General features: G+C 56.8%; 20 protein-coding genes and 1 tRNA gene. 9 read left to right on the top strand and 12 right to left on the bottom strand.

Annotated elements, in window-relative coordinates:
• Window positions 1-32: 32 nt before the first annotated feature.
• On the top strand, window positions 33-173 hold the full coding sequence (locus tag O77CONTIG1_RS25100) for a hypothetical protein (protein ID WP_172799630.1): 141 nt from the start codon (window positions 33-35) through the stop codon (window positions 171-173).
• Window positions 174-694: 521 nt separating this feature from the next.
• Here the strand turns inward: O77CONTIG1_RS25100 and O77CONTIG1_RS24110 are convergent.
• Window positions 695-907, bottom strand: coding sequence for a hypothetical protein (locus tag O77CONTIG1_RS24110; protein WP_156434873.1), 213 nt, complete (start codon window positions 905-907; stop codon window positions 695-697).
• Here O77CONTIG1_RS24110 and O77CONTIG1_RS02760 point away from each other — a divergent pair.
• The 4 genes from O77CONTIG1_RS02760 to O77CONTIG1_RS02745 all read left to right on the top strand — a co-directional run bounded on the left by O77CONTIG1_RS02760 (window position 902) and on the right by O77CONTIG1_RS02745 (window position 5,252).
• The gene (locus O77CONTIG1_RS02760; protein WP_068507870.1) at window positions 902-1,618 is read left to right on the top strand and encodes an SDR family oxidoreductase; all 717 of its coding nucleotides are present in this window, start codon (window positions 902-904) and stop codon (window positions 1,616-1,618) included. The two genes, O77CONTIG1_RS24110 and O77CONTIG1_RS02760, sit on opposite strands and share 6 nt — an antisense overlap.
• Before the next feature lie 137 nt (window positions 1,619-1,755).
• Entirely contained in the window at window positions 1,756-3,183 is a 1,428-nt protein-coding gene (gene pds / locus O77CONTIG1_RS02755) for a 15-cis-phytoene desaturase (RefSeq protein ID WP_068507868.1), read from the top strand.
• Window positions 3,184-3,286: 103 nt separating this feature from the next.
• Entirely contained in the window at window positions 3,287-4,213 is a 927-nt protein-coding gene (gene crtB, locus O77CONTIG1_RS02750; protein WP_068507866.1) for a 15-cis-phytoene synthase CrtB, read from the top strand.
• Window positions 4,214-4,235: 22 nt separating this feature from the next.
• Window positions 4,236-5,252, top strand: coding sequence for an aldo/keto reductase (locus tag O77CONTIG1_RS02745; protein ID WP_068507865.1), 1,017 nt, complete (start codon window positions 4,236-4,238; stop codon window positions 5,250-5,252).
• A 247-nt stretch (window positions 5,253-5,499) separates the two neighbouring features.
• Here O77CONTIG1_RS02745 and recF read toward each other — a convergent pair whose 3' ends face one another.
• The 3 genes from recF to O77CONTIG1_RS02730 all read right to left on the bottom strand — a co-directional run bounded on the left by recF (window position 5,500) and on the right by O77CONTIG1_RS02730 (window position 9,152).
• On the bottom strand, window positions 5,500-6,624 hold the full coding sequence (recF, locus tag O77CONTIG1_RS02740; RefSeq protein WP_068507863.1) for a DNA replication/repair protein RecF: 1,125 nt from the start codon (window positions 6,622-6,624) through the stop codon (window positions 5,500-5,502).
• Between the two features lie 177 nt (window positions 6,625-6,801).
• Window positions 6,802-8,124, bottom strand: coding sequence for a type III glutamate--ammonia ligase (gene glnT, locus O77CONTIG1_RS02735; protein WP_068507861.1), 1,323 nt, complete (start codon window positions 8,122-8,124; stop codon window positions 6,802-6,804).
• 323 nt (window positions 8,125-8,447) lie between these two features.
• The gene (locus tag O77CONTIG1_RS02730; protein ID WP_068507859.1) at window positions 8,448-9,152 is read right to left on the bottom strand and encodes a Crp/Fnr family transcriptional regulator; all 705 of its coding nucleotides are present in this window, start codon (window positions 9,150-9,152) and stop codon (window positions 8,448-8,450) included.
• A 619-nt stretch (window positions 9,153-9,771) separates the two neighbouring features.
• Here O77CONTIG1_RS02730 and O77CONTIG1_RS02725 point away from each other — a divergent pair.
• The gene (locus O77CONTIG1_RS02725; protein ID WP_068507857.1) at window positions 9,772-10,032 is read left to right on the top strand and encodes a MoaD/ThiS family protein; all 261 of its coding nucleotides are present in this window, start codon (window positions 9,772-9,774) and stop codon (window positions 10,030-10,032) included.
• Between the two features lie 87 nt (window positions 10,033-10,119).
• Here the strand turns inward: O77CONTIG1_RS02725 and O77CONTIG1_RS02720 are convergent.
• Window positions 10,120-10,203: transfer RNA gene (locus tag O77CONTIG1_RS02720), tRNA-Ser, on the bottom strand.
• Window positions 10,204-10,407: 204 nt separating this feature from the next.
• On the opposite strand from O77CONTIG1_RS02720, the gene O77CONTIG1_RS23210 reads away from it, so the two are divergent.
• On the top strand, window positions 10,408-10,533 hold the full coding sequence (locus O77CONTIG1_RS23210; protein ID WP_156434871.1) for a DUF4278 domain-containing protein: 126 nt from the start codon (window positions 10,408-10,410) through the stop codon (window positions 10,531-10,533).
• A 188-nt stretch (window positions 10,534-10,721) separates the two neighbouring features.
• Here O77CONTIG1_RS23210 and O77CONTIG1_RS02715 read toward each other — a convergent pair whose 3' ends face one another.
• Complete coding sequence (locus tag O77CONTIG1_RS02715) at window positions 10,722-11,198, bottom strand: T3SS (YopN, CesT) and YbjN peptide-binding chaperone 1 (protein WP_068507856.1); 477 nt, start codon at window positions 11,196-11,198, stop codon at window positions 10,722-10,724.
• 171 nt (window positions 11,199-11,369) lie between these two features.
• Here O77CONTIG1_RS02715 and O77CONTIG1_RS02710 point away from each other — a divergent pair, with 171 nt between their 5' ends.
• Window positions 11,370-13,718 (top strand): Eco57I restriction-modification methylase domain-containing protein, encoded by a 2,349-nt coding sequence (locus O77CONTIG1_RS02710; RefSeq protein ID WP_068507855.1) that lies wholly within the window; start codon window positions 11,370-11,372, stop codon window positions 13,716-13,718.
• A gap of 10 nt (window positions 13,719-13,728) precedes the next feature.
• On the opposite strand, the gene O77CONTIG1_RS02705 is transcribed toward O77CONTIG1_RS02710, so the two are convergent.
• Both O77CONTIG1_RS02705 and O77CONTIG1_RS02700 read right to left on the bottom strand, forming a co-directional pair.
• Window positions 13,729-14,217 (bottom strand): single-stranded DNA-binding protein, encoded by a 489-nt coding sequence (locus O77CONTIG1_RS02705; protein ID WP_068507853.1) that lies wholly within the window; start codon window positions 14,215-14,217, stop codon window positions 13,729-13,731.
• 493 nt (window positions 14,218-14,710) lie between these two features.
• Window positions 14,711-15,148: a DUF6918 family protein gene (locus tag O77CONTIG1_RS02700; protein ID WP_068507851.1), complete on the bottom strand. Its 438-nt coding sequence runs from the start codon at window positions 15,146-15,148 to the stop codon at window positions 14,711-14,713.
• A 501-nt stretch (window positions 15,149-15,649) separates the two neighbouring features.
• On the opposite strand from O77CONTIG1_RS02700, the gene O77CONTIG1_RS02695 reads away from it, so the two are divergent.
• On the top strand, window positions 15,650-16,069 hold the full coding sequence (locus tag O77CONTIG1_RS02695; protein ID WP_197673301.1) for a DUF1622 domain-containing protein: 420 nt from the start codon (window positions 15,650-15,652) through the stop codon (window positions 16,067-16,069).
• 380 nt (window positions 16,070-16,449) lie between these two features.
• Here the strand turns inward: O77CONTIG1_RS02695 and O77CONTIG1_RS02690 are convergent, their stop codons facing one another.
• The 4 genes from O77CONTIG1_RS02690 to O77CONTIG1_RS02675 all read right to left on the bottom strand — a co-directional run bounded on the left by O77CONTIG1_RS02690 (window position 16,450) and on the right by O77CONTIG1_RS02675 (window position 19,809).
• Window positions 16,450-17,664, bottom strand: coding sequence for a DUF3747 domain-containing protein (locus O77CONTIG1_RS02690; protein WP_068507849.1), 1,215 nt, complete (start codon window positions 17,662-17,664; stop codon window positions 16,450-16,452).
• A 327-nt stretch (window positions 17,665-17,991) separates the two neighbouring features.
• The gene (locus O77CONTIG1_RS02685; protein WP_156434869.1) at window positions 17,992-18,417 is read right to left on the bottom strand and encodes a hypothetical protein; all 426 of its coding nucleotides are present in this window, start codon (window positions 18,415-18,417) and stop codon (window positions 17,992-17,994) included.
• A 225-nt stretch (window positions 18,418-18,642) separates the two neighbouring features.
• Complete coding sequence (locus tag O77CONTIG1_RS02680; protein ID WP_317134194.1) at window positions 18,643-19,257, bottom strand: Uma2 family endonuclease; 615 nt, start codon at window positions 19,255-19,257, stop codon at window positions 18,643-18,645.
• Window positions 19,258-19,353: 96 nt separating this feature from the next.
• Entirely contained in the window at window positions 19,354-19,809 is a 456-nt protein-coding gene (locus O77CONTIG1_RS02675; RefSeq protein WP_068507844.1) for a hypothetical protein, read from the bottom strand.
• Window positions 19,810-19,920: the final 111 nt, after the last annotated feature.

Raw genomic sequence — 19,920 nt, 5'->3', positions numbered from 1 at the left:
ACAACCCTTCATCAATCAAAGGACATAAACCTATGACGGATTGGAATCGAGGCATTATGAAATTTCCCGGTGCCGATAGCCCCATCGCGCTGACTCTTTCTTCAGTGCTAATTTTGGGCAGCATTGCCGCGCTAATCCTGTGGGCGCTTCAGTCTGCCTACGCGCTGCCCTAGAAAAGTGAAATTTTTCATGTGCGGCGCATTCGTGTGCGACGGACACAGCAAGTCCAGCTTTTGGGACAGAACCTGGCGAAAATTTGGCGCACACCATAATTTGGCGCAACCATTAAACCAAAAGGTCTGCCCTGGAGCAGACCTTTCAAACGTTTAGTATTTAGTTCAAATCGCCTGTCTCAAGTCTCAATCTTGAAGGCTTGGGGCGTTTAATTGCTGAATTTTAACTCAGTGTAGGCTGAACAACCCGCAGCACTCGCTCTTGAGCCTGCACGCCGATGCCTCTTTCGGAGGCAGAGGAGCTTGGGCGATGCAGCCGAGCATCTAGACGAAACAGAAGGTTCTAGACCATTGCTAGGCTGATATGCCCCAATCAAAGCAGCGTTACAAGCCGTAAGCGATCGCCGCGTCCGGTAGCGAGGCAGGAGGCACAGGCCCCGTCCGGGAAGAATTATTGAAATATGTGCCTGTGATTTAGGCTACCATCCGCCACAAAAGGGGCGATCGCCCTGTGACCAAACTTAATTTCTTACCCGCTGCCAAACCGGACGGAACTCGGCAAAGCGGCTGTCGTCCGTGATCCCCGCAGACGGGCGATCGCCATGCTTGCTCGGTTTCCCATCCGTACCAGTGCTGGAATTAGGGCTGGCATTGGGCAGATGCACCGTGCCGAGCAAGGCGATATGATGAGGAGTGAAATTAAGAAATGTAAAGAAGCGGAACGGGTTATGCAAGGCAAGGTGGTTGTCATTGTGGGCGCAACGGGGGGCATTGGGTCGGCGCTGGCGCAAAAGCTGGCTCCATTGGGCGCAGCGCTGGTGCTGGCGGCGCGAGATACAGCGACGCTGAACCCGTTGGCCCATTCGCTGGCTGGTGCGCCCGGTGGCGTGCTGGCCGTGCCAACAGACATCACCGACCCGCAGCAGGCCGAAGCGCTGATGCAAAAGGCGATCGCCCAATTCGGCAAAATCGACGTGCTGGTGAACGCGGCGGGCGCAGGCATCCTCAAGCAATACAACAAGATTGAACCCGCCGACCTGGATGCCATGCTAGATCTCAACTTGAAGGGCAGCTTCTACACCTGTCAGGCCGCCGCCAACGTCATGAAGGAACACAAGTCAGGACACATCTGCAACGTGATAGGGATTTTGGGACAGCACCCAATGGCGATGGCGGCGGCCTACTGCGCCTCTAAGTTTGGCGTGGTGGGCTTCAGCAAGTGCATGGCCGACGAGCTAAAGCGCTTTGGAGTCAAGTTCACGCTATTTTACTTTGGCGGCGTGGATACGCCCTTTTGGGATCACGTCAGCCTCAAGGTCGATCGCACCAAGATGCTCCGTCCCGAAACGGCGGCCGACGCGATCTTGTTTGCTCTGATGGCAGAGCCGCAGGCCGTGCCGCTGGAGATCAACATCCAGCCCGAAAGCCACCTGTTTTTTGGTTAGCGCTCAGCATCTCTGGCCAAGCGGGCAGTTTCAAGCGGCAGATCTCAGAAAAATGCCCGTTGACGGCCCGTTTTGTTACAGTTTGCAACATATAATGAGAGCTAGTGTAAACAGGTATTTCAGAGGACAGCGCGCACATGCGGGTGGCGATCGCAGGGGGAGGATTGGCCGGGCTAGCCTGCGCCAAATATTTAGTAGACGCAGGGCACACGCCCATCGTGCTGGAAAGTCGGGACGTGCTGGGCGGGCTGGTAGCCGCCTGGAAGGATGCCGACGGCGACTGGTACGAAACGGGTCTGCACGTCTTTTTTGGGGCCTATCCCAATATGCTCCAGTTGTTTAAGGAACTGGACATTGAAGATCGGCTCCAGTGGAAAGAACACACGCTGATCTTCAACCAGCCAGAGAAACCGGGCGTTCTGTCGCGCTTCGATGTGCCCGACATTCCCGCCCCTTTCAATGTCATCATGTCGATCCTCCGTAACAACGACATGCTGACCTGGAATCAGAAAATTCGCTTTGCTATCGGGCTACTGCCTGCGGTGGTGCGTGGTCAGCAGTATGTGGAAAACATGGATCGGTACTCGCTGCTGGAGTGGCTGCGGCTGCAAGGCGTGGATGAGCGGGTCAACAGCGACATTTTTGTGGCGGCCTCCAAGGCGCTCACCTTTATCAACCCCGAAGATGTGTCGGCGACGGTTCCGCTGACGGCGCTGAATCGCTTTTTGCAAGAGCGCTACGGCTCGAAGGTGGCCTTTCTCGACGGGTCGCCCACCGAGCGTCTGTGTCAGCCGATTGTGGACTATGTGACCGAGCGCGGCGGCAAGGTGCTGCTGAAGAAGCCGCTAAAGCAGATTTTGCTGAACGAAGACGGCACGGTACGCGGGTTTGCAGTGCGCGGGCTGGACGGTGCGCCGGATGAAGTGGTGACGGCAGATGTGTACGTTTCGGCAATGCCGGTAGACGTGATCAAAGCGCTAATGCCAGAGCCGTGGACGAAGATCGAGTTCTTCCAAAAGATGCAATCCCTGGAAGGCGTGCCCGTGATCAACATTCACTTGTGGTTTGATCGCAAGCTGACGGATGTGGATCAGCTCCTGTTTTCGCGATCGCCCCTGCTCAGCGTCTATGCTGACATGAGCAACACTTGCCGCGAATATGCCAATCCAGATCGCTCAATGCTAGAGCTGGTCTTGGCTCCGGCAAAAGACTGGATCGATAAGTCTGAAGACGACATCCTGGCGGCGACCATGGAGGAGCTAAAGAAACTCTTCCCGGATGACCTGGCGGGCGAAAACCCGGCTACGCTGCTGAAACACAAGATCGTGAAAACGCCGCGCTCAGTCTACACGGCCGCGCCAGGAATGCAAGCCTGCCGCCCCGACCAGGCAACCCCAATCGACAATTTCTTCCTTGCCGGGAGCTACACCATGCAGCGCTATCTGGGCAGCATGGAGGGTGCAGTTCTATCGGGTAAACAAGCCGCCGAGGCGATCGCCCAGCGATTTCCTGCATCTCCTGTAGATTCAGCGCCGCCCGACCTAGTGGCCACTTCAGCCCGATAAATCACTCCAGCGGTTTCATTTCTGGAATGCTAATCGTTCCAAATGAACCGCAAGTGACGGATTACTGATAGGTTTAACTGTATTCCTCCAGCCCTGCGATGTAATGCTGCAACTGCCGAAGCCTTCCTGCAAAACCGTCCTGATATCTCTGGACGATTCCTATGAGCGCTGTCGCCAGATCACTCAGGAATATGCCAAGACGTTTTATCTTGGGACGTTGCTGATGCCGGAAGAAAAGCGGCGGGCGATTTGGGCGATTTATGTCTGGTGTCGGCGCACGGATGAATTGGTGGACGGGGCAGACGCAGCCTATACAACAGATGAAACGCTGGATCAGTGGGAAGAAAACCTAGAAACCCTCTTTGCAGGTCATCCGTTGGAAGATGTGGACGTGGCGCTGGTGGACACGCTAGAGCGCTTCCCGCTCGACATCCAGCCCTTCAGAGACATGATTGAAGGACAGCGGATGGATCTCTATCGCAACCGCTATGAAACCTTTGAGGAGCTAAAGCTCTATTGTTATCGCGTAGCGGGCACGGTGGGGCTGATGTCGGCGGCGGTGATGGGTGTGGACGACAGCCGCCGCACGGCCCCGTGGAGCAAGGGCGGGTTGGTCGATCCAACGCAGGAGGCGATCGCCCTTGGCATTGCTAACCAGCTCACCAACATTCTCCGCGACGTGGGTGAAGATGCGCGGCGCGGCCGCATTTATCTGCCGCTCGAAGACCTGGCGCTGTTCAACTATACCGAAGCCGATTTGTTTAACGGCGTGGTAGATGATCGCTGGCGAGAGCTGATGAAGTTTGAAATTCAGCGGGCGCGAAAGTTCTTTGTGCAGGCGGAAAGCGGTGTCAGTCTGCTGAGCCGCGATGCGAGATTTCCCGTGTGGTCGGCGCTGATGCTGTATCGGCAAATTTTGGACGCGATCGAGCGCAACCGCTACGACGTGTTTCGCAAGCGGGCCTACGTATCGGGGCCACGCAAGCTACTGAGTTTGCCGCTGGCACGGCTGCGGGCCGAGGTTCTGTAGTCCACAAACGAACCCCTGTTCTATGCTGCTACCCGACTCTAGCCGTTTCCAGTTCACCCCAGATTTAACCATTTGCCGCCTGCTGAATGGGATGTGGCAGGTATCGGGAGCGCACGGACGGATTGACCCGAACGGGGCGATCGCCAGCATGGTGGACTATCTCGACGCGGGCTACACCACCTGGGATCTAGCCGATCACTACGGCCCGGCAGAAGACTTTATCGGCGCGTTTCGGCGGCAGCTTGCGGCAGCGCGGGGCGAGGCAGCGCTATCCCAGGTGCAGGCGTTTACCAAATGGGTGCCCCGGCCGGGCCCGATGCCCCGTGCTGTCGTAGAACGCAGCATCGACGTGTCGCGTCAGCGCATGGACACACCTTGTCTCGATTTGCTCCAGTTTCACTGGTGGGACTATGGCGATCCGGCTTACCTGGACGCGCTAAAACACATGACCGACTTGCAGCGCGACGGCAAACTCCGCCATCTGGCGCTCACCAACTTTGACACCGAGCATCTGCAAATCATCCTCGACAGCGGCATCCCGATCGTGTCGAACCAGGTGCAGTATTCCCTCGTCGATCGCCGCCCAGAGGCCTACATGGCGAAGCTCTGCCAGGAGCGGGGCGTGCATTTGCTGACCTACGGCACACTCTGCGGCGGCTTCCTGTCCGAGCGCTACCTCGGCAAGCCAGAGCCGCGTCGGGGGGAACTGTCCACCGTGTCTCAGCAGAAATACAAGCGCATGATTGATGCCTGGGGCGGCTGGGACTTGTTTCAGGACTTGCTAAAAACCCTGGAGGCGATCGCCCACAAACATCACGCCAGCCTGTCAAATGTGGCGGTGCGGGCCATTCTCGATCGCCCTGCCGTAGCAGGCGTGATCGTCGGCACGCGCCTCAGCATCGCCGAACACCGCGCCGACAACGCCCGCGTATTCGACTTCCAGCTTGATGCCGATGACTGGCAGCGGATCGAGCAGGTTTCGGGGCGATCGCGCAACTTGCTGAACCAAATTGGCGACTGCGGCGACGAGTATAGGTAGGGTTTGGGGGTTAGGGGTTGGGGGTTAGGGCGTGTTTTAAAACCCTTTGATTCCCCCTTAGCCCCCGCGCTGACGCGCCGCTGCGCTAGAAGAAAAGGGGAGAACCGAGCCGCCCTCCAGAAGTCCCCCTTACTAAGGGGGATTTAGGGGGATCAGTTTCGGATACAAGGCAGTCTGAGATCTCCCCTAGCCCCCCTTAAGCAAGGGGAGATCAAGCCGCTCAGACCTAACCCCCAACCCCCAACCCCTAACCCCTAATCTGCCCTGCAACGACCGTTAGCACCTGCGACGACCGGAGCCACTGCGAATCAAAGGAATCGAGATGGGTGGTGGTGATTAGGGTTTGGAACCGATCTTGAATCGTGTCGAGCAGCTTGTGCTGGCGCTTGGGGTCGAGTTCGGCCAGCACGTCGTCTAGCAGCAGCAGCGGCGGTTCCCCCACGACGGATTCGATCAGCTTCAGTTCCGCCAGCTTCAGCGCCAGCACTAGAGTCCGCTGCTGCCCCTGCGAGCCATATTGACGCGCAGGCGTGTCGTTAATGGTGAACTCGACCTCATCGCGGTGGGGGCCGACGAGGCTGGTGTGCTGCACCTGTTCGGCGATCGCCCGCTGCTGAATCTTGTCCAAAAACGCCTGTTGAATCTGCGCCGGGTCGTCTTTTTCTATCGGTACGCTAGGCGCATAGTGAATTTCCAGCGTTTCGCGGCTGCCGCTAATGTCTCGATGCCAGAATTCCGCCAGGGGCGCAATGCGGGCGATCGCCCGGGCCCGACGGCGGATGACCCGCGTTCCCAGCGCTGCCAGTTGCGCGTCCCACACCGCAAGCTGCGCCTGATCCAGCGGCACGGCGGATTCAGCGCGGCTGGCGGACTGCTTCAGCAGGGCATTGCGCTGGCGCAGCGCCAGATTGTATTGCTGCAACAGGTGCGCGTAGACGGGTTCGAGTTGGGTCAGCAGCGTGTCAATCCACTGGCGGCGATGCCCCGGCCCGCCGCGCACCAGTTCCAGATCCAGGCTGGAAAATTCCACGGCGCTCATCGTGCCCAGAAAGTCTACCTGACGCTTTAGGGTTTGCCCGTTTAGCGACACGGTGCGTCGCCCGCTGCTCCGCAACACCAACCCCAAATCCACAGAGCCGCTGTCTCGATCCAGCCGTGCGGCAATGCTGCCTTCTTCGGCTCCCTGCTGCACCAGATCGCGATCGCGGCTACTGCGGTGCGATCGCAGCGTGGCCAGCAGTTCCACCGCCTCCAGCAGGTTCGACTTGCCCTGAGCATTGTCACCCACCAAAATCGTCTTCGGCGCAGCAAAACTTACCGCCTGATCCCGGTAGTTGCGAAACTGGCGCAGATGCAGCGATCGGAGAAACATTAGGGGTTAGGGGTTGGGGGTTAGGGGTTAGGAAAGCAGGAGTTCCTGAAAGTCTTTAACGCTGCTACAGTTTGCGTTACTGGGCAGGCCGCCGGGACAGATTAACCAGTCGATAGACAGTTCTTCCTCCCTAGCCCCCAACCCCTAACCCCCAACCCCCATTCCCCAACCCCTAGCCTAGCAGTCCAGCGTCGTCTCTCGTTCCCAGGTGGAAATGTGGGCGCTGTATTCGTTCCAGGCTTGTCGCTGGAGCTTGAGATACGCCTGGGTAAAGGCGGAGCCTAGCGCCTGGGGCAGCACGGGGCTGGCTTCAAATCGGCGCAAGGCTTCTAGCAGATACAGCGGCAGTTGGGGCACAGTGCCAGGGGGCAGCGGCTCGGTGTAGCTGTTGTTGTCGTAGCGGGGGCCGGGGTCGCGCTTTTGGGCGATGCCGTCGAGTCCGGCGGCGATCAGGGCGGCGGGCAGCAGGTAGGGATTTGCTGCGCCATCGGCCAGCCGCAGCTCAAACCGACCGGGTTCGGGAATGCGGATCATGTGGGTGCGGTTGTTGCCGCTGTAGCTGACGGTGTTGGGCGACCAGGTGGCCCCAGAGTTGGTGACGGGCGCGTTGATGCGCTTGTAGGAGTTGACCGTGGGATTGGCGATCGCACATAGTGCCTCAGCAGAATGCAGCACGCCGCCGAGAAACTGGTAGGCCAGCGGCGATAGCCCCAGTTCGCCCTCTGGGTCGGCAAACAGGTTGGTGTCTCCAGCACTGTTCCAGACTGAAACATGGACGTGGCAGCCGTTGCCCGTCAGGTGGGCAAAGGGCTTGGGCATGAAGGTAGCCCGCAGCCCGTGTTTTTCGGCAATGGACTTGACCATGTATTTGAAAAACGCCTGACGGTCGGCGGTGACGAGCGCATCGTCGTAAGTCCAGTTCATTTCAAACTGACCGTTGGCATCTTCGTGGTCGTTTTGATAGGGCCCCCAGCCGAGGGCAATCATGCTGTCGCAGATTTCGCGAATTACGTCATAGCGGCGCATCAGAGCCTGCTGGTCATAGCAGGGCTTGCTCTGGCGATCGCCCGCATCGGAAATCTCCTCCCCGCTGGGCGACAGCAGAAAATATTCGCACTCCACGCCCGTTTTTACCCGCAGCCCCATCTCCGCCGCCTGCTGAATCACCCGCTTTAGCACCAGGCGCGGCGCTTGCTCTAGCGGCTGGCCATCAACCTGGTGCAGGTCGGCGGGCAGCCACGCCACGTCTGGCCGCCAGGAAAGCTGAAACAGCCGATCTACGTCAGGAAATGCCAGAATGTCCGGGTCGGCCGGCGACTGATCCAGCCAGGCCGCAAACCCAGCAAAGCCTGCCCCATTCGCGGCGATCGCATCAATGCTCTCGGCAGGCACCAGCTTGGCCCGCTGCACGCCAAACAGGTCGGTGAAGGAAATCATGAAATAACGAATATCTCGCGCACGGGCGATCGCAGACAGGGAGTTGGGCAAAGAATTGGACATGGCGGATCAGGCACCGAAACAACAGACCTGGAATTTATACACCAACTCCGTCCCTCCAGTCGGTACATGGCTGACACCGCCGCAGGTGGCGCTTCTGAGGCAGCCGCAAATTTATCGTGCGATCGCTCTCCCATACGATGCGTTTGCGCCATCGAAACCCATCAAAGCCTTGCAGGACGGCGCGTGGCAGCTACGTCTAATATCCATTCTCCTCAGCGGAGCTACGAATGAAATTCTGAAAGCCCCGCAGACGCTTGACGGGCAATCCAAAATCGCAAATCCAAAATCGAGAATCGATACAGCAGCACCGCCTAACCCAAAATCTAGGAAGCGCTGTTGCGCTTTTGCAGCATGGTCGATTCGGCGGGGATCGCAATCAGGTTGTCGCCATAGGTGCGAATCAGCCCGCGCTGTCGCAGCTTGCCCATCAGGCGCGTCACCGTGACGCGAGTCGAGCCGATGGCGCTGCCGATTTGGGCATGGGTCAACGACCAGGGCAAATAGTAGGTATCGTCGCTGGGTTCACCAAACTCTTCTACCAGCAGGGTGATGAACCCCAGCAGCCGGTCGATCGTGCGGCGCTGCCCCAGCGTACTCAGCCACAGCAGCTTGCGCTGATGTTGCAAGCGAAATGCGTCTAAAACTTCCCGACGGAAGTGCGGCCAGTTGTCGAGATCATGCCAATAGAGCCAGATCACCGAGGTCTGCTCGACATGGGCAAATGCCTGGAGCGTAAACGGGGACTGGGCTACGATTTCAAACGGCTGCCCTGCCCCGACAAAGCCCAAAAACGCCTCTTCGGAATTAATCCGCGGCAGGCGAGAGGAATTGCCGTTGGCGCTCACCTGCGCCTCACCCACCAGCCGCACCGCGCCTCGCTGTACCAGATACAGCAGCCCAGGACGTGCCGGAATCTTTTCATCCTTCGCAAAGGTACGGGTGCGGTAATGCTCTTGGGCCCAGTCTAAAATCCGCTGCCATGTCAAAAACGGTCTAGAAGAGTCAGCCTGAGAAGACACAGAATACATGAGGCAAGTCCTGGAAATTCAGTAAGTCGTGCTGAAGTGTGCTGTTGCGTTAAACCAAGTGCAAACCCCGAAGTAGATCATGTGACGGCTCAGCCCGACCCGCAGGGCGGCACTCAGGCAGAAACCTTAAGCCGTAGATGGTTTAGATATTTCCACTTACGTAATCTAGCGTACCGACCTCGTTCAGCCTTTCCGCATTCAGGACTACTAACTCTAGACCGTCAACAGGGGGAACCGACAGCAGTGAACTGAGCAATCTTAAGAATAAGAAATTGGTTATTCTTGTGATTCTAGCGCACGCTTTCAGAATAGCTTCACACTTTCTCAATCATAGTAGGGAATTTTACGGAGTCTAGGTTACTCACAATACGTAAATCTCCTTTGAAAGTGTGCGGGAGAGTGGATAGCACCGCCGTAAACTCCCGCAGTTTTTTACTATACTTTTACAAAAGCTTTGACTGTTTAAGGATTAGCCCCCCAGAATGAGGATTGGGCCAGAATGAGGGTGGGGGCGATCGCCCGTTTGCTGCTGTTCGCTCCTGATCGCCCCTGAGCAGCTTGCAGCGCACCGGTCTGCGATCTGGCTCTGGTTCAACCTGGTTTTTGGAGCCTGTCGAGTGTGTCTGACCCAACAGTGACCGTGACCATCAAGCTATTTGCCGCCTACCAAGAAGCCTACGGTATGCCAGAGCTAGTGCTGGCGCTGCCGCAGGGGGCAACTGTCGCTGAGGTATGCGATCGCCTGTTGCAGGAGCATCCCGAACTGGATCAGTGGCGCTCGCTCACTCGCTTTGGCGTGAACTATCAGTTCGTAGCGCCGGACTGGGTGCTGCAAGACGGCGACGAAGTGGTTCTGATTCCCCCCGTCAGCGGTGGCTAACGCACTGAGCCATGATCCACTAATCCACTACATCCTCATTGTGCAGCGATTCATCAGGATTGTGCAGCGATTCATCAGGCTCCGAAACGGAGAGGGTGGGATTCGAACCCACGGTCCTTTTGGGACACTCGATTTCAAGTCGAGCGCATTCGACCACTCTGCCACCTCTCCAGGCTTTTTCAATCTTATACCGATTCGAGATTTTCGAGATTTTGGATGGACGATTGGCGGGGTTGGCGGCGGCGATTCGCGAAGCAATCCCGACGGGAATGCCCTTGGGCAGAAGTTCACCCGCTCAGGTGAGACGCTCGGATGAGGTCTGGGCCGGGTCTGCTGCCCTATTCTAAAAACATGGAATTCAAAAGGAAACCAGCTATGAACCTCTCCTATCGCGGTATCAAATACGAAGCCAACGTTCCCGCCGTCGCCACAGTTTCGGGGAAAGTGATTGGTAAGTACCGTGGGGTTGAGCTACACGCTCAGGTTAAGAAAGAGCAGTAGTTCATCCGCTGTGCGACGTTTTTGGTAGTTTTTGGTAGTAAAAAATCGGATTTCCGAAGCGACATAACACCTGGCAGGGGGCTGCTGGGTGTTTTTCTTTTGAGACTTACGCAGTTGAACGATAGAATCCTGATCGCAAGTGTGTAAGTCCTGCCTTTGTTAGGGTTTGGGCGTTGGGGTTTGGGCGGTCAGGGTAGGCGATCGCACGCCCGCTGCCCGCCAAACTTTTGGATAATCAAGTCGTCGTAGGTATCGGCAATGGTCACCACAGACAAAATGCAGGTTTGTAGTTCCATCAAGTCCATATTCTCCCCGCCCAAGACGCTGTGCGAAAAAATTACGCCGCCCGTCTCTGCCAGATGAAACGCGCCAAACCGCATCCGGTGGTTTTCCATCAGCAGATATCGCATCAGCGGCTCATCCGTTCGGCTGCCTAGGGTAACGCAGCTACTCGCCTTGACAATTGCCAGTTCTCGCTCGTCCCAGGGATGCACCTCCCAATCCAGCACCTCTACCTCAACCTTGGCCGAACCGTAGGACAGGTTAAACCGGGGAGCATAGGACAAAACTTGCAGCGAGTCCTTGAATAGCGCAGAGGTCGTGAGGTAGTCCGACACCTTGCGATAGGTCAGTTCTTGAACTGCGTTGGTAAACGTCAAAGGCATAGCGTGCGATAAAAAACGTAGGAGCGAGACGCGATCGATTCTGTGCCATCGATCCAATGCCATAGTAAGCTTTCGGATGACTGGATGGCTGTCTTCTAGCGGCTGTCTTCTAGCTGTCTTCATGTGTCTTTTAGTGGAGTCTTCTCGCTGTTTTTCTGCGGTCATCTTGCTATGCTTCAATCGCGCCAGTCGGATGAATTGCGCCAGTCGGATGCCCGTGGAGCCTATGGGGTAGATGATTTGCCCAGTGGGGCGATTCCCGTCGGGAGCGCTTCGCAAATCGCTCCTCATTCCCCGCAAGGCACGAGCGACCTGGAAACCTGGGCGGCGCGGAGCTATCGGCGGCTGCTGGTCATCCTGGGCGATTCCCGTAGGGATCGCTTTGCGAATCGCCAACCCACTCAGCCCGCCGACCACGCCCACGCCCGGATGCTGCTGCTGGCGCTGCTGTGCATCCCGCTCTATCAGCAGCGCAGACTGCTACCGGTGCAGGGGCAATCCCTCAAACCCGATGAGTTTGCGCTGGATCAACTTTTGACCGCTGCCAATCATCAGCACGGGCTGGCGTTTCCGGTGACAGCCTTGCCGCCGTTGTCAGTTGAGATGAATACCGTCCTCTTCGCCTTGCTGCGATCGCTCTTTCTCTGCGCTCCCTACCCTGTGGCGCGGCTGGGGCAACTGTATGAGCAGTGCCTCGCCTGGGCCCCGTCACCCGGACAATGTGCGCTGAGGGCTGCCCTAAAAGTAGATGGCCGTAAGGCAAGAGGAATTTACTACACGCCAGAGCCGCTGGTGAACTACTGTGTCTCGCAAACCCTGGGGCAACTGTTGAGCGCCCCTATCCAAAAACTGTCAGAAGTTCCGCGCATCCTCGATCCGGCGGCGGGGGGAGGGGCATTTTTGCTGGCGACCTATGAGGTACTGCTGCGATGGGTGGCGGGTTGGTCTGCGAATTCGGCAGGTGTGGATGGGGCAACTGTCCCCCCCTGTACCCAGCGGTCCCCAATCGCCCCAATAGATAGCCCAGTGGATTGGCACACGCGTCAGCAAGTGCTGCTCGACTGCATTTATGGGGTGGATGTGGACGAAACGGCGATCGCCCTCACCCGTCTCTCGCTCCATCTCAAGCTGTTGGAGGGTCAGCCGCCGCCAGGGTTTGTGCTACCCAACCTGGCGCAAAACTTGGTCTGTGCTGATGCGCTGCTGGGACTGGACTGGGCTGCAACCTTTCCGGCGGCCGCGCAGGCAGGCGGGTTTGACGGGGTGCTGGGCAACCCGCCCTATATCGACGCTGAGCAAATGAGCGCGACAGCGGCCGTCTGGCGACGCGCCTGCGCCGAGCGCTATGGCTGTGCCAGGGGGAATTGGGATCTATTTTGCGTATTTATTGAGCGATCGCTGGAGTTGTGTCGTCCGGGCGGCATGACGAGTCTGGTCGTGCCTAACAAGCTGCGCTCGGCTGGGTATGCTGCCGCAGCGCGATCGCTCTTGACAGAGAACACTCAGCTTGTGGCGCTGCGGGATTATGCTCAGGTGGCGGTGTTTCAGGCGGCGGTCTATCCGCTAGTGTATGTGGCGCGGCGGCAAGCGGAAGGAAAGTGCAGACCGGATGCTCTGAGAAAAGAGCAGTCTGGAGCGCGTGCGCCAGTGCCCTATGAGGTGATGGAAACCCTGACAACGGTGGGGCGGCGGCGATGGCTGTATACCAAGGGTGCAGAGTGGTGGCTGGGCGATTCGCAGCAGGGGGACAGCCTGATGGCACGATTGCAGCAACTTCCTATGTTGGGGCAAGTTGCCAGCGTGCAGGGGGCAGCGACGGTCGCCGAAGCCTACGAACTCCAGCGCTGGATTTGCAATCATCCCACGCCTGCCCCTGGCGACCTGCGCCTGGTCAACAGCGGCACGATCGATCCCTATCGCTTGTGGTGGGGCGATCGCCCGTTGCGCTATTTGGGCGATCGCTACCTGCACCCCATCCTGCCTGCACAACATTTGTGCCAACTTTCGCCCCAGCGCCAGCGACAGGCTACCCAACCCAAGCTAATCGTCGCGGGCATGACCCGACGGCTGGAGTGTGCGCTGGATGAGTCAGGGGGCGTACTGGCAGGAAAATCGACCTCGATTATTCAAGCGCCCAACTCGTCCTCCCATCTGGGCAACTGCGCTGACCTGCTGTGGCTGCTGCTGGCAATTCTGAACAGTTCGCTGATCCACTGGTTCTTTGTGCAGCGGCATGGCGGCAATGCGCTCCAGGGCGGCTATTTGCGAGTTGGCCCGCCCCAGTTGCGCCAGATTCCGATAGCGCTGGGTGAACAGGGCGATCGCCTCACGCCCTGCCACACCCTTGTTGACCTGGCAAAACAGCGGCAGCAGTGCGGAGCGAGTCAAGACCTGAGGGCGATCGCCCAGCTTGATGCTCAAATAGACACAACCGTCTACGCACTCTACAACCTGAGCGCAGCCGAAATTGCAGAAATTCGCGCAGAAACTCGCGTGAAAACAAGCAGTCTAGCAGATTGAATCGCCCAGCCTAGAACGGGATATCGTCATAGTCGGCGGTTTCTACTGGGGCTTTGGCGGCAGGAGCTGCCTTAACAGAGGAGGCTGCATAGGCCGGCGGAGCAGCGGGAACAGTCGTTGCGGCCGGCGTGGGTGCTGCGGGACGGGATGCCGCTGTGCCTGGCAAGTCGGCTGTGGAGGATTTCAGGCTGGCATCCGCTTCAATCCGATGAATCCGAGACACCGTTAGCTCTGCCCGCTTTTCCTTAAAACCTTCTGGGCGATCGACCATATTCATGCCTAGCCGACCTTCGATGATCACGCGATCGCCCACATGAAACTCTGCCTGGATCTCTTGCGCCAAGTTGCCCCAGCCCACCACCTTGATTTGCCCCGGCGGATCATTGTCGCGCAGCGCCGCAAACTGCACCCTAAACTCAGCAATCGGCGTTTGATTATCGGAGGTATAGCGAAGCTGCGGCTCTTGAATTACCTCAGCCATCAAAATGCAGTTGTTCATAAATGCTCCCAGCGGTGTGGTTGGCTAAACCAAGCAGAGTACAGGTGTATTTCTTAAATTCATATTCTAGCATCTGGCCCAGGCAGACGATCCGGGTTGATTATACGGTGATGGCCCCAAAAAAGCTGTCTGACGAAAAATAGCGGTGAACAGGGCGCATCCCAGTTCTGCAAGTTTGCCCTCATCCCCCAGCCCCTTCTCCCTTTTTGGGAGAAGGAGAGCAGATTGGAAGTCCCTCTCCTGCTTTGGGAGAGGGATTGAGGGTGAGGGCTATAAAAGTGGGATACACTCGGTGAAGACTCCGCTAGCCACGAAACGAATTGCCAAAAGAATTGCAAAAAGAACCCAGGCAAAACGCGCTGAGTTCTCCTTGGCGTGATGGAAATTTTGGATGAAATCGCCGCCAGGAAATTGTAGTCAGCGTCGGCAGCCTTAGTATGACGTTAGTATGACGTTTAGTATGTCGCTAAATTGCCTCAATCCCAGGGTAGGGCTAACTCTGGACGTGCGTTCCCAAAATTTGCGCCAGTCCAGGCACGGCCGCTTCTACGTCGCCCTTGACCGAGGTTCGCAGCTTGCCGTAGGAAGCCCGCACTACGCTGTTTTTGGCTTTTTCAATCTTGTGGTCGGTGACGCTGAGCAGCGTGTCTGCCGTGCGATCGCGGTTTTGGATTAGGTGCTGCACTGGGTCGCCCGACTGAATCCCCTCGTTCCACATGGGATCTAGTGCTGCCAGCGCTTCTGGCAACAGCCGCTGAATCGCGCCCGAAATATAGCTCGGCTCCACGCCTTTCACAACTCCGTAAGCGGCTTTCAGCGCCAGTCCCGAAATCCCCCCTTTTGCAGCAACCTGTTCATCAATCAGCTTGACGCAATCTGCGACAAGGTTCTGAGTGGTTGTTGGATCGCTGAGTGTGTCGCTAAGCGCCATGATGCTGTGCCTCTTTGGTTATGCCTCAAGGATTTGGTGAATGCGTTGGGTAGCTTGCTGGCTACTTCTCTCGGCTACTGCTGTCTTCTACTTCTTCCTGATTTAAGCCGGATCATCTGGAATCTTAAGATTCTTACAGCAATCTTTCGACAGTCTTAACAAATATGTAAATCTTTTTTTGGCTGGAGCTTATTTTACAGCATCACGCTTTCACACTAGGACGCTCAAGAAATGAGCCTCCTATTGGCACAGATATCAAACTCAAACCCTGGTTCGCAGTTACATACAGCAGAATTTCAGACTCTAAAATTTCAGACTTGAAGCTCTGGCATGGCTGGGCTACTTTTTCCAGGGCAGCTTTGTTCCCATTTCGGTCAGGGCTGAGATCACGAGATATAAAATCACTAGTCCAGCACTCATGAGAAAAATTGGTAAGTCATCTGGCATAAGTTTGTGCTGAACTCTATAGAAAGTCTGATTAGCCCAATAAAAAACCTAACCATGCTGGTGCATCTCTTGGCAGCCGATCCGCTTGCTGCTAACAGTTCGTTCATCCACCGGGCGGAGTTTTTGCTCCAGGAGATGGCGATGCTGCTAAAGATTATTCTGGAGTTCATTGCGATTTTGATCGTGGCGATCGCCCTTGTCCAAACCATCCGCAAATACGTCCGCTCTTTTCGCTATCGGGGCTACATTGCCCAGCCGTCGATTCGGCTGGATTTGGGGCTTTCGCTGGCGCTGGCGCTGGAGTTTTTGCTGGCGGCAGATATCGTGGGGACGGCCGTATCTCCCCGCTGGAACGAAATCGCTAAACTCGCTGCCATCACAGGCATTCGTACCTTCCTCAACTACTTTTTACACCGCGAAGTGCGAGAGCTACAGGAATCGCCCAATGTGGCTCAAGCCCCGCAAACCGATTGATGCCAAACAAAAACACCCCCTGAGCCAGAAGTTAGGGAACAGGAGTTATATCAATTCTCCTTAGCAGAGCTACGAATGAGATCGCTGGAAGCCCGGCAGACGCTTAGCTGGCAATCCAAAATCGCAAATCTAAAATCGAGAATTGATATTAGGGGGCAGGATTGAAAGACATTAAGCCATCTCAGGCAAGACATTCAACCCTTGCAGTTGTCCTCACCGCCTTGACCTAACCATCCGATCGACTGCTATGACTAGACCGCTTCATTAGACCTCTTGCATGAGTGCTTTTCTGAAAGCACGAATCGTTGGGCAGCACCGCCGCCCAACGATTCACCCAAGAGATCTATTGACTAGGATGACTAGGACAGTTACCGGAGCAGTTACTGGGGCAGTTGCAAACAGTCGAGCATCCGCAGCGTGGCCGCAGCCGCGTAGTTGCGCTGGGAGGCCGCATTGGGCGCAAAGTTGTTGCCCTGCTCGTTGAGCGGAGAGGCAATGCCACAGAAGCCCGATAGCTCGGTGATGGTTGCCGCGGCCCAGTGGTTGGTAGTGTCGGCAAAAGTCTTGGTGGGCAGGTTGGGCCGTAGGGTTGGCGATGAGCCGCGAGCCGTCAGGGCAAACTCAGCAGCTCGCTTCAGCACCGACACCAGTTCAGCACGGGTCACAGGCTGCGCTGGTCGGAAGGTGCCGTCTTCGTAGCCACGCACGATATTGTTGTCGCGGGCAAACTGAATCTTGGCGGCGCTCCAGCGGGAGGCATTGACATCCCGATAGGGGTCACCACTGGCAGCGGTGGGAATCCGCAGGTTGACGTTGGGCGCTTTGGTCAGCGCATCCAGCACCATCGACACCAACTGCTCGCGAGTCAGCGTATCGAGCGGGCGGAAGGTATTGTCGGGGAAGCCAGAGATAAATCCAACGGCGACCGCATTGCGGATTTCTGTGGCGTAGATGTCTCTGGAAATGTCGGTAAACGTGACTGGGGCGGGCGTGGGAGTCGGAGTCGGGGTGGGCGTAGGGGTCGGCGTGGGCTGTGTGGCGACATCTCCCGGCGGGAAGACCCCTTCATAGGTGAGGTAGACGTGGCCCAGCGTGCGATCGCCAAAGGTGCGCTTGGTAAACCGCCAGCCCGGTTGCAGCGTGATCTTGGCAAAGTCGTTGGTTTGCCCATTGGCGCGACCAATCAGCAACTGGGGGCGAGAGCGATCGTTCGGCACACCGAGCATCACCAGGTCGCCGTTTTGCGGCAAAATCCGAATACTGTAGTCCAGACCTAGATCTTGCCCATTAACCCGGATTGAGTAGCCGTTGCGGTCAGTAGCGCGGTTGCAGATACCTGTGAAATCAAACTGGAGCAGCAGTGGCGTGACGATGGTCGGATTTGCTCCAGATTCGCTCCAGCAGGGGCGGGCATCAGACACTTGTTCTAGGATTAGAAGCCGACGGGTAGTAACGCCAGAAGACGACACGGCAATGAATCGCCCCTGATCTACCTCTTGCTGCCCAAAGGTGGTGGCAGCGGTCGGAGCGGACATGGACAGCGCACCCAGCGCGATCGCGCTAAGGGCTACGAGACGATGACGCAAACGTTTCATAGCTGAGATGTGAAATGAAGTAGGACTGCAAAATTGAGTGCCATAGCCGCACTGGGCACGGCAGCAGCTCGAAGCTGAGAACGAATTTCCCAGCGCGATCGCCAACTGTTGCCCAAAGCATAGGCATCAGAAGCTTTCCAAGCTTGTGGATTGACCGTTCGGGGCATCCAACCATTTGCAGTCGGTCTGCACCTGACATCTGCTAGTGTTCCCAGAGACAACCTGCCAATCAAGCGAAGCCGAGGAGCAGGTTGAGTAGAATAGGCTGGTGTGGCTTGAGGCTGGGTTAGCTGGACGTTCCGGCTAATCCCAATCTTCGCAAACGGCCTATTCCACCGGGCTAAAACTAACGACATCAGTACCAGACAACACTACAAATAGTTCGCGATTGGTGCGCCCAAATTCGCACAAGACGCTGACTACAGACTCGCCATTGGGCCTGCCGTCAGAAAGAACCGTAGAGCGAATAATTCGCCGAAATGGCCCACTCTCAGCCACAATATCATTCCAATAGGTCTGGATTGAGCGGGCGCTGATATCGTTTACATCTTGAAGACTTGCTTCGTAGTCTGCAACGGCCGACTCGAACTGCTGCTCTCCAAGGCGTGTGATAAAGCTTTCGGCGATCGCCGTTAGGGAAACCTGCGAAACTTGATGGGCTTCTGGAAGGGTCTGCGCCTGCGCCTGGGGGAGGGCAACGCCGCCCAGCATTACAGCAGGAACAAGGACAGACAGAAACAACGCTGATTTCATAACGAATTCCGTGGGGTAGATTCGAGCACCGATTCCACATCCCATGACTGTAGCGACATTAAATTTGTGCCCAGCCTTAGAAAAGAACTTTAGCAAGAACCCGGAGAAAGGAAATCGGAACTCGATGTTTTACATCCAATCCTATTTCCATCCTTCAAGGGGCCCATACGGTTCACAGCCCTGAAACCGCTTTTCTGTAATGAATCGTTAGACTAGGGCGTTTCCCTAGCGGTGTTGATCCGCCACGGGTGGGCGTTCTTTGGGGCTTGGGAGGTCAACGGCTTCATAAAATTCGGCGATCGCCCCTTCCCAGCCCACGCTAGCCAGCGACACGCGATCGCCCTCACTGTAGGGATGCAGCACCCATAGCCCCTCCTCGTTGCGACGAAACACGTCTACCTGAAGCCGGGTTTGAGAAATCAGGACATATTCTTGCAAGCTCTCGATCTGGCGATAGTCTGCAAATTTGTCGCCCCGGTCAAAAGCTTCTGTCGCTTCGGACAGGACTTCGACAATCAGGCAAGGATAGCGCTTGAAAGTATTCGTCGTGCGATCGCGCTCATCGCAAGTCACCATCACATCCGGATAGTAGTAGCAGTTCACCTCCTCAACGCGAACCTTTACATCTGCAAAGTAGGTGCGGCAGGAGCCTCCCCTGAGGTGGGTTCTCAGAAGGGTGTAGACATTACCCGCAATCTGGTTATGAGCATCAGTGCCCCCTGCCATCGCGTAGACATAGCCCTCGCGATACTCGTGTTTGATGGGGCGGGTGGCTTCTGCTGCCAGATAGGCTTCTGGGGAGACATATTGAGCAACGGGAACTGCAACCATCGCGGCCATGCTCTGCTGAAACAGCTATCTAGAGAATCAGATTTATTCTATCGAGTCGGAGCGCGATCGCCCTCCCAGGGCCAACCAGCAGCACACTTTAACCCCCTAGCTGGCGCTGCCGTTAAACAGCTCGTAAACCTGCGTGCAAAACGACCGCAGCCGCATTTGGATTTCTTCGGCTGGCTGCTGCGTTCCCAAAACCCGCCACTCGCCGACTGTGGACAAGCGCCACTGCTCACCCTGATGCGTCAGCCCGACGGCTTCAAGACCAATCACACGCTGGGTCTGGGCGATCGCCCCCTCGCCCGATTCTGCCGCTGCTTCATCCTCAAACAAGCGGATCTGCACCAAAATACTGCGGGCCTGAAACCGAGGACTCCAACCCGGCAAGTGAAAGCCAATGTCGATAGAGTCGGGGTCTACCAGTTCGCGGGTGCTGGGGTCATTGGCCCAGGGCTTCAGGTCTGCCTGCGCGTCGGGAAAGTAAGACTTGAATAAATTAACAGCGGCGGCAATCTTGGCGGCTAGCTCCAGCCCCTTTGCCTGTTCTGCTGCATTCACGCTGCTTGCTCCTGCGATGAATCCCCATTTGGGGTTTTGGAATTTTAGATTTTGGATTTTGGGTTTTGGATTTGGGTTTATGAACTCGGTTGAGCGTGACAGAGAATGCTT

Origin of the sequence: Leptolyngbya sp. O-77, from assembly GCF_001548395.1 — a bacterium.
Classification (GTDB): Bacteria; Cyanobacteriota; Cyanobacteriia; order Elainellales; family Elainellaceae; genus Thermoleptolyngbya.
The sequence above is the reverse complement of the archived record's forward strand: the minus strand, read 5'-3'. Positions and strand labels throughout refer to the sequence as shown.

Bases quoted from the DNA above. Each gene is read 5' to 3' on its own strand.
- O77CONTIG1_RS25100 (WP_172799630.1), top strand. From the start codon at position 33: ATGACGGATTGGAATCGAGGCATTATGAAATTTCCCGGTGCCGATAGC.
- O77CONTIG1_RS02760 (WP_068507870.1), top strand. From the start codon at position 902: ATGCAAGGCAAGGTGGTTGTCATTGTGGGCGCAACGGGGGGCATTGGG.
- pds (WP_068507868.1), top strand. From the start codon at position 1,756: ATGCGGGTGGCGATCGCAGGGGGAGGATTGGCCGGGCTAGCCTGCGCC.
- crtB (WP_068507866.1), top strand. From the start codon at position 3,287: ATGCTGCAACTGCCGAAGCCTTCCTGCAAAACCGTCCTGATATCTCTG.
- O77CONTIG1_RS02745 (WP_068507865.1), top strand. From the start codon at position 4,236: ATGCTGCTACCCGACTCTAGCCGTTTCCAGTTCACCCCAGATTTAACC.
- recF (WP_068507863.1), bottom strand. From the start codon at position 6,624: ATGTTTCTCCGATCGCTGCATCTGCGCCAGTTTCGCAACTACCGGGAT.
- glnT (WP_068507861.1), bottom strand. From the start codon at position 8,124: ATGTCCAATTCTTTGCCCAACTCCCTGTCTGCGATCGCCCGTGCGCGA.
- O77CONTIG1_RS02730 (WP_068507859.1), bottom strand. From the start codon at position 9,152: ATGTATTCTGTGTCTTCTCAGGCTGACTCTTCTAGACCGTTTTTGACA.
- O77CONTIG1_RS23210 (WP_156434871.1), top strand. From the start codon at position 10,408: ATGAACCTCTCCTATCGCGGTATCAAATACGAAGCCAACGTTCCCGCC.
- O77CONTIG1_RS02715 (WP_068507856.1), bottom strand. From the start codon at position 11,198: ATGCCTTTGACGTTTACCAACGCAGTTCAAGAACTGACCTATCGCAAG.
- O77CONTIG1_RS02710 (WP_068507855.1), top strand. From the start codon at position 11,370: ATGCTTCAATCGCGCCAGTCGGATGAATTGCGCCAGTCGGATGCCCGT.
- O77CONTIG1_RS02705 (WP_068507853.1), bottom strand. From the start codon at position 14,217: ATGAACAACTGCATTTTGATGGCTGAGGTAATTCAAGAGCCGCAGCTT.
- O77CONTIG1_RS02700 (WP_068507851.1), bottom strand. From the start codon at position 15,148: ATGGCGCTTAGCGACACACTCAGCGATCCAACAACCACTCAGAACCTT.
- O77CONTIG1_RS02695 (WP_197673301.1), top strand. From the start codon at position 15,650: ATGCTGGTGCATCTCTTGGCAGCCGATCCGCTTGCTGCTAACAGTTCG.
- O77CONTIG1_RS02690 (WP_068507849.1), bottom strand. From the start codon at position 17,664: ATGAAACGTTTGCGTCATCGTCTCGTAGCCCTTAGCGCGATCGCGCTG.
- O77CONTIG1_RS02685 (WP_156434869.1), bottom strand. From the start codon at position 18,417: ATGAAATCAGCGTTGTTTCTGTCTGTCCTTGTTCCTGCTGTAATGCTG.
- O77CONTIG1_RS02680 (WP_317134194.1), bottom strand. From the start codon at position 19,257: ATGGCCGCGATGGTTGCAGTTCCCGTTGCTCAATATGTCTCCCCAGAA.